We start from the raw sequence: 12,230 nt of genomic DNA, 5'->3' as shown, positions 1-12,230 counted from the left end.
CTAAAGACACCAACAAGAAATTTATCAATTTCTTGTATAAATATTTAATTACTAGTTTTAACTCCTTTAAGAGTCTGAAATCCTTAGATGCAGATAACTATAACTAATAAAACCGGCCAAAAACCCTTTCAACCAATTCAAATTTTTCAGGATAGAGAAAGTAATAATGGTTGAATGACAGAATGCCATACAGGAGATTTTTTGGTATTTGGGGATAAATAAGGGGATTTTACCCATACAAAACTGGTCAAATGTTATAACGTTAGGAGTTAAATAAACAAATACTAATATAGTAACCCACACTCGTGAGCGCAATTATATTTGAATAGTCACGATTTGTCAATAGTTTTTTATAATGCGATGTTTGGCCAATAAGCGTACAAGCATAAGTATATTATTAAGAATGGAGTACAGCCAATATAACCTAGTGTCTCAACTCAATCAGACACTAGGTTATAATATGTTTAACTGTTTTATCGACCAAAGTAAGTTTTAAACAAATATTGGTATTGGATTTTCAAATCCTGACTTAAATTTTATTTTTAATAACATTTAAGTCAGGATTTGAAAATTTAAAGTTTGTACTATAGTCATCGGAGATGGTAGAAAATGGCTATCATTATTTTGATAGCCATTCTATAAATAACTTAATAAAACATCTAACGACGACATTCAGGTTGTAGAGTTAGAGGAAATACTTCTAATTTACTGGCAATTTATAACTCAAAAGGAAAAAATCATGGTTCAACGTGGTTCTAAGGTACGTATTCTACGTAAGGAGTCCTACTGGTATCAGGATACTGGCACAGTTGCTTCCATTGACACATCCGGGATAAAGTATCCTGTAATTGTCCGTTTTGAAAAGGTCAACTACAACGGTCCTAGTGGTAGTGCTAGTGGTGTAAATACAAATAACTTTGCTGAGAGCGAACTTGAAGAAGTGTAAATGTCAAAAGCATAAAGAATAGAATTATCTTAGGTCAAGTATAAGGTAGATTTTGACTTAATATGGATAATGGGAAACTAATGTGAAAGGGGGTATGAATTTCAATTTAATAATTATGTAGTTTCAGCCTTTCTTGGTTAATAGTTTTCCCATTATTTTCTAGTTTGGAAATATCTACAAATAAGGTTTAGATTAGTTTTTCTTGATGCTCTAATCATTACGTTAGATTAAAATGCCTGAACTACCAGAAGTTGAAACGGTACGTCGTGGATTGAATGACTTGACCCTCAATCAAGAAATCATTGGTGGAGAGGTTCTGTTAGAACGTGCAGTTGCTGAGCCTGCATCTGCTACAGAGTTTTTGCAGGAAATCAAAGGTAATGTAATCAATCTTTGGCACCGTCGTGGGAAATATCTGATTGCTCAACTTTCTCCTCACTGTAGCTGGTTGGGAGTACACTTGCGGATGACAGGGCAATTGTTGTGGTTACATCAAGATGAAAAATTACATAAACATACAAGAGTAAGGTTATTCTTTCATGGTGATTGGGAACTGAGATTTGTAGATCAGCGAACCTTTGGTCGAATGTGGTTAGTTAATCCCAGTGCTGATATGGAAAATGTGATTACAGGTCTGGCAAAATTGGCAGTTGATCCATTGAGTGATGAATTTACAGTTGAGTATTTGATCAATAAATTGAATAGTAGTTATCGTCCCATAAAAAGTGCCTTATTGGATCAATCTACAGTGTCAGGACTAGGTAACATTTATGCTGATGAAGCTCTATTTCTTGGCAAGATATTACCATATACCAAATGTATTGATTTACAGAGATCACAAATTGCTGACTTGCGTGAAGCTATAATTAGAGTCTTAGGAACTAGTATTGCATTTGGTGGGACTACTTTTAGTAATTTCCTCAATGTTCAAGGTGTAAACGGTAAATATAGCGATATGGCCTGGGTTTATAACCGTACAGGAGAACCTTGTAGGGTTTGTAGTCATTCTATTCAACGTATTAAATTAGGTGGACGTTCCAGTCATTTTTGTCGCCAATGTCAAAATTAAGGCGAATAGGAGTAATATTTATATTTTTCAATACTACAATATTAATAATCTAAGAATCCACAAGGAGAAAATCATGGCTCTAAAAAAAGGAAATATGGTGCGCGCCATCCGCGAAAAATTAGAGAATAGCCTTGAAGCACAAGCTAGTGATTCTCGTTTGCCCTCCTACTTATTTGATAGCAAAGGGGAAGTGATAGATATAAAAGATGATTATGCTCTCATCAAATTTGGTAAAGTACCAACACCAAATATTTGGTTGCGTTTAGACCAAATTGAAGAGTTCATATAATTAATTCTGTATATTTCCTCAATTGTAATAAATACAGTTTTTGCTGTGTCTGTCTTCATAGCCATTTACTTTAGTCTCTAGTCTACTGTTGCTAAATGTTGCGTGATTACATTTTCACTTTTTACCATAAGAAACTTAGTTTCTGTTTTTATAGGTATTAAGTAAAGTTCCCGAATAGAATATTTAACTTTGCCAATCATGACTTAATTCATATTTTCAAAAGTAACAAAGAATATTCTGAGTAGTATCATCTTAACTAACCAAGGTACATTCTCAATTATTATTCTTTATAGTTAATACATGCAGTAATAGTTATAACCCAGGTCTATATTAAATAAGAGTACTTCTAATGAAGTTGTTGGATAACATTTGAAATCAAGGTAGATAAGGAATATGCACTAGTGAGCTTACCTAATCAGGTTTTATCTGAATTAACTACCCTTAGTTTAGTATAATGTTCAGTGATGGGTGCTATCTTTAACTCTTGTCAGCTGTATTAATCCTCTTTTTTCTGTCTGAAAACCTCTGGTGCTCAAAGCTGCTTAGATATTTTCTTGGATATACTTAGTGCATAGGTAATATTTACTCTTCTGGCTAAATAAAAATGTATTTTAGCTTGTCAATGAGTTATTTGAGTTGAAGAAATGTCGTACAGATGTTTGAGTTTTTAAGTGGCTAGTTCTTTCTAATATCTCTTCGATCTCTTCTTCTGATAACTGTTGTACATAATTAATTTTGACTTCTTCCAGAAAATCAATGAATAAGTTCTGAACTTCTGAAAGGATATTTTTCTTCTGCATTTCCGACCCTAAGACCTTAGTGAAACTTTCCATTAATTTACTGGAAAGTTCAGTTGATACTGGATCTTTACAACCACTAACTAGAAATTGGTAAAGATTAGTGGTGATATGATTCACGAGTTCTTGACCCAACTGGGTTTGTATTGCCTCTACACCAGGAAAATTTTTGAAATTCTGGTAAAAAGGAGTCTGATTTAAGGTGATGTGAATAGCATGTTGTAAGATTGCATCTATCTCGGGTTTTATTTGGGGAATTATCTGGTAAATAAGTACTTGAACGAAAATTTCTATTATTGCCTCTATTTCATTTATATTATTAACATCCACATAAGAAAACCAATTATCTCTTTGTAACAACCACCTTGTTAATTCTCCCTTGCTAATAGATGTCTGAGTCTGATTAATTACCCTCACAATAACCATTTCTGTAATTTCTTCAGCAAAACTAGCAACAATCAACTGCTGGATTTGTCGTCTTAATTGATTTACATGAAGGAAATCAGCTCTTTCCAAGCGGAATATCACTGGCAATATGCGCATCCACCTCCATAATGGAAAAATTAACCATAAGTTATACCAGTGCCATAATACTAGTCTAAGATAACTAAAATTAGGGTGTTTATGTTTTAGCCATAAGCTAAGAATTATAAATTCTAGGCTAAATAAAACAATAAAAGGTAAGTCTATCATCCAAAACAAATCAATAAACTCACCATTATCATCAATATGACGGAAATAATTACTAGCAATTAAAGGTTGAATTTTCTGATTGAAAAAAAGGTTTTCTTTGCCCCATCCTTTAGATGATAAGTAATCATATGACCAGAATATCTTAAAAGCTTCTTTGGAAGAAGATATTTTTCTACCATTAGTAACAACTGCAATACGTTCACGTATATTTTTCTTAATTTTTTCTAAGGTTCCTGCTTTACCAACACCAGCAAATGGATTGTTATTAATCATCTCCACACTCAGTTTTTGCAGTTGATACAACCTATTTTTTACTTCTGGAAAATCTAAACCAGAAAGTTCTATAGATGTTTGGAGATCATCTACTGTTGCTAAATATTTTTGCGTGTCTCGGTGAGGCTCAATACCTTTTATTAGGTCATATTTTTTGGTAAGTTCTGGCAAGTGATTGAAATACAAATTACGCCAAGGAATATAACTTAAGTCAAATATAACTAAACTTAAATTAGCCATAGAAATAATTGCCATCAATCTTTCAAACCATAGGTTAGCATTGTTACTTTTATTTTTAGATTTATGGTTATCCATTTGTATACAAATATTTACTCCAACTTTTAGAGATGTTAAGAAATAAGGACAACAAAAAATCAGCAATCAGATGAGGGCAATGCTAAACATTAAACAAGCATTAATAAACTCAAGAGCAGCTTATATAAGCAATAGCTAAGTTTAATAGGGAAACTCTTGAATAACAAACAAATCCTATAAGCAAAAGTTACATTACACAAACCCAAATATGCTTTTGGATGAGGATACAAAGTTCTGTTATGCAATACCAACGATAAACTATTTTGTATTCCGTTTTACTTTAAAAATAATACAATATCTGATTTAGCATTACTTTTATTTTATACAAACTATATTTTCATATCTAACTGCATAATCATGAATAGCTGAATTATCCCAGTGAGAAAAGTTTAATTGACTAGTGATTGGCGTGGCAAGAAAATACCTAATGTGAGATCTACCATTCCCTTGTCTGTTAATCTTGTTAAGTTTGAGCTAGATAAAAATAATTATGGTTTCTGCATCCCAAAAATATGAATAAGACCCAGACATAATAATTACACCAAATTACTCTGCTTTCGTAAACTGTGAACAGTAGAAATAAAATGTGCTGCCACTATATTAATTTCTTCTTCAGTATTGTATTTTCCTATACCGAATCGTATGGACACATGGGTCAAATCAAGTGACCCCCCTAAAGCTCTCAGCACATGGGATTGTGCTATTTTGGCAGAAGAACAAGCAGAACCTGAAGACACTGCTACCACAGGCTGCAAACCTGATAATAAGGCTACACCATCCACTCCAGCAACACTAACATTTAAATTTCCTCCTAACCGCAAAGTAGGATGTCCATTAAGATAAATCTTATCCAATTGAGAAATTTGTAACCATAATTGATCTCTGAGGGTAACTAAGCGCTGGTTCTCTTGATATTGATCGGCTACAGCAATTTCTACAGCTTTTCCAAATCCCACAATTTGAGGTATTGGCAAAGTACCTGACCGTATTCCCTTTTCCTGATCACCACCATACTGTTGAGGTGCTAATTGTACCCTAGGATTACGCCGACGCACATATAACGCACCAACTCCTTTAGGACCATATATCTTATGTGCAGTTAGTGACATTAAATCAACTTTCATCTCCTGCACATCTAAAGGAATTTTTCCAATACCTTGGGCTGCATCTGTATGTAAAAAGATATTATTTTCCCGACATATAGCTCCAATTTCTGCTAATGGTTGCAGTACCCCAATTTCATTATTTACTGCCATAACTGATACAAATACCGTATTGTTGCGTAAAGCTTGCCTTAGCTGTTTTAAATCAATTATTCCATCTTCTTGTACTGGGAGCACAGTAATTTCAAACCCTAAAGACTGCAGATATTTACAAGGATTGAGTACCGCATTATGTTCTGTTGCAACAGTAATTATATGTTGCCCCTTATGAAAGTAAGCCTCTGCCAATCCTTGGATAGCCAAATTATTGGCCTCTGTAGCACCACTAGTAAAAACTATTTCTTCAGGGGTTGCATTTATAGCTGCAGCGATGATTTCTCTTGCTTTCTGAGCGGCAGCCTCACCTTCCCACCCGTAAAGATGAGTGACACTGGAAGAATTACCAAAGCGTTCTGTAAAGTAAGGTAACATTGCAGTCAGAACTTGTTCATCCACCGGAGTGGTAGCATTACAATCGAGGTAAATGGGACGAGCAGACATGATAACTACATTTAGTGATGGGATTACAGAGGATAATGAAACATTTTGTAGAGGTTTAGTAGTTTGATCATAAGTAGTTTATACAACCCCATAGTTTCAATAGTATTAAAACTTATGTAAAAAAAAAGTGAAGGTAATATTTTCTTATCTTGTTGTATCTGAAGTAATTATTATGTTGTCATAGTAGCTTCGTGGAGTAATACATAAAATAAGACCATCAAAAATTCATTTAATTCCCCTTATCAACTACTTTATTGCTCTTTAGCATTTTACTAATCTAGTACAACTCATGCTTGTATTTATAACTCCTAATCTGTGGTATATCTGAGATCTAACCCCTAATCCTGTCAAAAAAACATAGATTTAGTTGTAGAGGTTGTAAGCGGTGGGCGTAATAGTTGAAAACCTATCCAAGCAGTTCGGCAATTTTCAGGCTGTCAAACAAGTTAATTTAGAAATTAAAAGTGGTTCCTTGGTAGCATTATTAGGTCCTTCTGGTTCTGGTAAATCCACCTTGTTACGACTAATTGCCGGACTAGAGGTGCCAGATACAGGCAAGATTTGGCTTACTGGGAAAGATGCAACTTATCAAAGTATACAAGAAAGAAACATAGGCTTTGTATTTCAACACTATGCCTTGTTTAAGCATATGACTGTAAAACAGAATATTGCTTTTGGGATGGAAATTCGCAAGGCCCCCAAGGCTAAAATTAAGTTGCGGGTAGAGGAATTATTAAATTTAGTTCAATTAAGTGGATTGGGTGATCGCTTTCCATCCCAATTATCTGGGGGACAAAGGCAAAGGGTAGCACTAGCTAGAGCATTAGCGGTAGAGCCAAAAGTGTTATTATTAGATGAGCCTTTTGGCGCATTAGATGCCAAAGTGCGTAAAGATTTAAGAGCTTGGCTACGTCGTCTTCATGATGAGGTTCATGTTACCACTGTTTTCGTTACTCATGATCAGGAAGAGGCGATGGAGATTTCCGATAAAATAGTAGTAATGAATAAAGGAAATGTAGAACAAATTGGCGCTCCTGCGGAAATTTATGATCATCCTGCCACTGCATTTGTTATGAGTTTTATTGGTCCTGTAAATATTTTACCTAGCACCTCCCGTATTTTCCAAAAACATAGTTTTGGTTCTGCTCACACAGAAATGTTCCTTCGTCCTCAGGATGTAATCGTAGAAAAATCCCCAACTGCTACCTCTGTACCAGCAAGGGTTAAGCGTCTAATTCATTTGGGTTGGGAAATTCAGGCAGAATTATACTTAGACGATGGACAAGAGGTAACTGCACATTTGAGTCGAGAGAAATTTGATCAGTTGAATTTAGAACCAAAACAGCGAGTATATGTAAAACCAAAAGATGCAAAATCTTTTCCGTTATATTATTCAATTTGATACTTGAGAGCATCACGACTGCTCCAACAAAAAATACATAGGTTATTTTATGATTATCTTAATGATAATACAAAAGCTTTACACCACTATTTAATGAGCATTAGGCTGAGTAATTATGGCTTAGTAAAACTGCACTCATGCTCGGATTCTTTAGTAGAAAGTAAAAATGTTGTCTAAGCTTAAAGCCATCGTATAAAATAGAAAAAGATTTATCATCCTATCTAGTTTTTAAAGTAAACTTGCTAGTGTTTTTACAATGTTTATATGGTAATTTATTAAGAATAAAGCTTGATATAGTGTTATTATATAGATTCCAAGTAGTTAACTATGATAAAAATTACTTCTATAAAGAAAAAGACTAACTCAAAAAAAATTTAAATTTCCTTTTAGTTTATATGATAGGGTATATATTTGGAATCTAATTTTGGTGCCGGTATAGCACAGTGGTAGTGCATCCGACTTGTAATCGGAAGGTCGTCGGTTCAAATCCGACTACCGGCTTATAAATAAAGTGGTTTCGATGAACAAAATAGTTAATTACTATCTCACGTATGCGGATTATCATTTAAAATGATAGGCTTTGCAAGCTATTGTTGTTTCCAAATTTCATCATCTTAAATGAATTCTTTGACTAACTACTTTGTTACAGTATGACATAACCAAAATGGAGATAATAGTATGTTTCTGCTGTGTGAATCGCTTTACTAAAATTCAAAGAGCAAGTTATAACTCTAAACTTATGCTTTCTAAAGCATGAAGAAAATACTTTCATTCAAAGTAGTAATTTCTATAGCAGAACTGATCCGGAGTTAACAATTGAAGGCATATAGATGGTAAATTATCCTGGTGTTACTTATCAGATATTGAAGTGAGAAGCTTATACTAGTCCAAATAAAATTATAGTTGCCACTGCCGAGCTATTTTGTCATGTGAAAGCTATAGACATGGAATTGTTGTCAGGACTCGGATAGTTTGATTATGGTAAATGGAAAACGAAAAACAGATTATTTATTCAGGGCAGTTACTCAGAAAAATATGTTAATGGTTAATAAAACCTGCTTGGAATACACAGGATGGAGGAAAAGGAGCGGCAAATATTGCTATTGTTTGATGTCTGTAATTGCAGAAATATAGGAACAACATGATGCTCAAAGTCAATATTTTAGTCGTTTTCCACAAAGCTACTCTTTAGTAGAATTATGCTCTGCTATTTATTGGTAATTCATTTGGATGCATGCTTAGTTTGACAAACTTATTAAAATATATTGTTAGTATTAAATACTGATATATCAAAATTATCTACTACAAATGCTGCCTAACAGCCAACATAAATAACTACCTACATGGGTGAAATTGATGTTATGGTATTCTACCAAACTTAATATTGCAAGGCTTATTATTCAAGACTATTCTAAAACTTTTATTTTCAAAGAATGAGATAAATAGCTATCTTTATGATCACCAATTTTATTTCTCCTGCTCACAAAACTAAAACTCTTACAAGACAAGTTTCATTTTGATATATTACAGTTTATTCGCAAGAATGGATGCACAGGTGAGAGTGCCAACAATCAAACTAATATAGCAGGAAAAGCAATACTATTCTACTGAATAATAGATGTAAATAAGTAGTAAGGTAGAAAAATATTTCTACAGTAAAGCTTAACTTAGCATACAAGAAAAACTCATAGATGTAGCAGAAGAATATTATAAATCACCAGTATTAAGGTTCAATTATTTTCATTAGAATATTCTTCCTAAGGCAAGGCTTATTTATCTGTAGGAAATTTAGTTATAGGGTTAAAAATCTACCTTTACCAGAGTTCAGACTGAAGCTAGTATTTAATGAAAAATATGTAGAAGTTATTGAAGTTTTAAACCCATATGCAAATGATTATAAAGTATTTTTGATCTTTCACTGAAAGATTAATTTTTTGTTTTTTCCGAATTTAATTGATCTATTACCAGATTGAATTATTGGAATCTTAATAAATGGATAATTACCTCTTATTAGTAATTAAAGACTACTATTTTGCAGATTGCTTCCTCTATGCAGAAATAGTTGCAACTGAATATTGATGTGCTAATGTTTTCGATATCTGTCTCCTTAGTTCCTACTATTTAAAACCCGGAAATTGCGGGCCTGTTGTTCTAACCTACTAGCTAAGCAATCACAGACCTGGTTACATAATTCAAAAATCATTTTATCTTCTACTCGATAATAAGCAGAAGTCCCTTCACTACGGCGACTAAGGATCCCAGCCTGCCACATTACTTTCAAATGTTTAGACACATTAGCCTGGGAGGTTTGTGTTGCCTCTACCAACTCTTGCACGCATTTTTCCTCATCACGCAGTGAATGCAGCAGCCTCAGACGCATGGGCTCACTTAAAAGGCTAAAGTATTCTGCTAATTGTTGCACCACTTCTGTTGGCACAGGCAACGTTTGTTTCATCAGGATAGATCCACCGGAGATACTCGGCAAACAACTTAGGTCTGTATTATTAAGATTAATACTTAATCAGGGTTTATTCGCATTAAAGGTTGGCCATATTCCACAGGTTCACCATTTTCAACCAAAACTTCCATAACTTGACCCGAAAATTCAGCTTCAATTTCATTCATAAGCTTCATTGCTTCAATAATACACACTGTTTGATCACTACGCACACAATCACCAACTTCCACAAATGGAGATTCTCCTGGTGCTGATGCACGATAAAAAGTTCCCACCATCGGAGATATTATTTCTAATAACTTGGAATTGTTAGCACTTGTTGATAAGGATTGATGAGATACATTAGTAACTTTATCAATATCTAAACCGCCACTCGTATCAGTTAGAGGTACCGAAGCTGGAGTTCCGGTGGATATAACAGAGGAGCCAGAAACAATCATCCCAGACCCAGCCATTGTGGATGTAAACTGCTCTTGTGGTTGAAAACTTACAGCCTTTCTAACTGTGATTTCAAAGTCATCACTTTTCAGAGTCAATTCGGCAATATCAGTATTGGCAATAGTTGCTAGGAGTTGGCGAATTTCATTAAAATCCAATGACACTATTTTTATAACCTCATGAAATTTATTTTTTATCAGTTCATATACAAACTTACATACTAGAAGGTAAATAAGAACATTCAGTTCTACTTGTTGTGTAGGAGCATAACTAGCAATCATTTAGCATACACGCTGAATTTAATACTCTCGCCTATTTACATAGGCAAATTTAATTTAGGGTGAGGTGAGTTTATTTTCCTTCTGCACCTCCCTACTGTGTAGCTCTTAAGGATGACACCCTAGTCTTTTTCCCTGCCCAGATAAGTGTCATTGCGTATATCTACTTTAATCTTTTCTCCTTGAGATATAAATAATGGAACCATGACAGTTGCCCCTGTCTCAACCAGAGCAGGTTTATTACCACCTGTTGCTGTATCTCCCTTCACACCAGGATCTGTTTCTATGACTTCTAAAACCACTGAATTAGGTAACTCTACCTCCAACACTTGTTCATTCCAACGTACAACATTAACTTCCATCCCTTCTTTAAGATACTTAACGCGATCACCAATTTGTGTTTTGGTTAATCTACTTTCTTCATAACTTTCCATATCCATAAAGATAAAGTCTTCCCCCTCCTTATAGGTATGTTGCATAACACTTTTTTCTAAATTTGCTTGGGGAACGGTTTCTCCTGCTCGAAACGTTTTCTCTACAACGTTACCTGTCTGAACGTTTTTTAATTTTGTTCGTACAAAGGCAGCTCCCTTTCCTGGTTTAACATGGAGAAATTCAACAACCCGCCATACGGAGCCATCTATTACAATTGATACACCAGGTCGAAAGTCGTTACTGGAAATCATGGTAATTTAAATTTTTGAAAGACAATCGGCATTTATTGTACCCTTCAAAAGTAATAATTTTGCTATTATTATTAGCTTTCTCAAGGTAAGCCTTAATATAGTGCCCAATTGTGGAAGTATGATTATAGAAGTTTGGCAAAAATCCATCATAAAATGATCAGGTATTTGCAGAATTCAATTAAATACATAATTACAGCTTGAATACTAGTTGTTAAAAACCAATATTTAATATGTAATTATGTATTTATATTTGTTTATAAGACTTGTAATAATTACTATACTTATATATCAAATATAAGTGAGTACTAAAAGGCTACAGAAACTTGTTATTTTATCTTTGCAACTATACCAAAAACACCATGGTGTTTATCCCGGTAAAAGTATTTTCATAACCTATGCATAATTGACCTAAAGTTTGATTATATCTTCTTTTTAGATTACTATAAACATCAAATAAACTTTTATTGAAAAAATACCAAGTACACATTATTTAAAACTAACATTCTCTTCTACAAGCTACTACAATAGACCCAAATAGAAATGAGCCAAATTGGGTTATATTGAAAGCAAAATATTTAAAATCATTGATATCAGAAATATTGTATTCATGCAAAGTAGATTGTTTAATCTATTAGTAGAATAGTTTAATAACTTTCTTATTTAGTTGGTTAATAACATGCCCGACATAAATCGTAATTCTATTGAAATAATAACTTTCCATAATATCTTTTTCTCTAAACATTGTATTGTATATATACAATACTCTATTATTAAGTGGTATATCCAATAATTTATAAAGCTTATAATTCAATTTAAAAAATATGTTTTTTATACTGCAATAATAAATGGTATAAAGTTTAATTTAGTATTCTTTTAATGCTAT

General features: G+C 33.5%; 9 protein-coding genes and 1 tRNA gene. 5 read left to right on the top strand and 5 right to left on the bottom strand.

Annotated elements, in window-relative coordinates; genetic code table 11:
- Positions 1-739: 739 nt before the first annotated feature.
- From RINTHH_RS07765 to ndhO, 3 genes are all read left to right on the top strand, one after another.
- Positions 740-946, top strand: a complete 207-nt coding sequence (locus RINTHH_RS07765) for a photosystem I reaction center subunit IV (RefSeq protein ID WP_008235071.1) — start codon at positions 740-742, stop codon at positions 944-946.
- 232 nt (positions 947-1,178) lie between these two features.
- Positions 1,179-2,015 carry a DNA-formamidopyrimidine glycosylase gene (locus tag RINTHH_RS07760; RefSeq protein ID WP_008235070.1) on the top strand — a complete coding sequence of 279 codons (837 nt, stop codon included), beginning with the start codon at positions 1,179-1,181 and terminating at the stop codon, positions 2,013-2,015.
- 73 nt (positions 2,016-2,088) lie between these two features.
- The gene (gene ndhO / locus RINTHH_RS07755; protein ID WP_008235069.1) at positions 2,089-2,304 is read left to right on the top strand and encodes an NAD(P)H-quinone oxidoreductase subunit O; all 216 of its coding nucleotides are present in this window, start codon (positions 2,089-2,091) and stop codon (positions 2,302-2,304) included.
- A gap of 611 nt (positions 2,305-2,915) precedes the next feature.
- Here ndhO and RINTHH_RS07750 read toward each other — a convergent pair.
- The gene (locus tag RINTHH_RS07750; RefSeq protein ID WP_044304884.1) at positions 2,916-4,382 is read right to left on the bottom strand and encodes a hypothetical protein; all 1,467 of its coding nucleotides are present in this window, start codon (positions 4,380-4,382) and stop codon (positions 2,916-2,918) included.
- A 536-nt stretch (positions 4,383-4,918) separates the two neighbouring features.
- On the bottom strand, positions 4,919-6,085 hold the full coding sequence (locus RINTHH_RS07745) for a cysteine desulfurase family protein (protein ID WP_008235065.1): 1,167 nt from the start codon (positions 6,083-6,085) through the stop codon (positions 4,919-4,921).
- 385 nt (positions 6,086-6,470) lie between these two features.
- Between RINTHH_RS07745 and RINTHH_RS07740 the strand changes: the two genes are divergently transcribed.
- Positions 6,471-7,487, top strand: coding sequence for a sulfate/molybdate ABC transporter ATP-binding protein (locus RINTHH_RS07740; protein WP_008235062.1), 1,017 nt, complete (start codon positions 6,471-6,473; stop codon positions 7,485-7,487).
- A gap of 429 nt (positions 7,488-7,916) precedes the next feature.
- Positions 7,917-7,988: transfer RNA gene (locus RINTHH_RS07735), tRNA-Thr, on the top strand.
- Positions 7,989-9,594: 1,606 nt separating this feature from the next.
- On the opposite strand, the gene RINTHH_RS07730 is transcribed toward RINTHH_RS07735, so the two are convergent.
- The 3 genes from RINTHH_RS07730 to efp all read right to left on the bottom strand — a co-directional run bounded on the left by RINTHH_RS07730 (position 9,595) and on the right by efp (position 11,347).
- Positions 9,595-9,942, bottom strand: a complete 348-nt coding sequence (locus RINTHH_RS07730) for an ArsR/SmtB family transcription factor (protein WP_044304883.1) — start codon at positions 9,940-9,942, stop codon at positions 9,595-9,597.
- A gap of 62 nt (positions 9,943-10,004) precedes the next feature.
- Complete coding sequence (gene accB / locus RINTHH_RS07725; protein WP_044304888.1) at positions 10,005-10,547, bottom strand: acetyl-CoA carboxylase biotin carboxyl carrier protein; 543 nt, start codon at positions 10,545-10,547, stop codon at positions 10,005-10,007.
- Positions 10,548-10,783: 236 nt separating this feature from the next.
- Positions 10,784-11,347 carry an elongation factor P gene (gene efp / locus RINTHH_RS07720; protein ID WP_008235053.1) on the bottom strand — a complete coding sequence of 188 codons (564 nt, stop codon included), beginning with the start codon at positions 11,345-11,347 and terminating at the stop codon, positions 10,784-10,786.
- Positions 11,348-12,230 lie beyond the last annotated feature (883 nt).

The organism is Richelia intracellularis HH01 (assembly GCF_000350105.1).
Classification (GTDB): Bacteria; Cyanobacteriota; Cyanobacteriia; order Cyanobacteriales; family Nostocaceae; genus Richelia; species Richelia intracellularis.
Note: the sequence above shows the minus strand (reverse complement) of the source record. Positions and strands in the feature narration are given on the sequence as shown.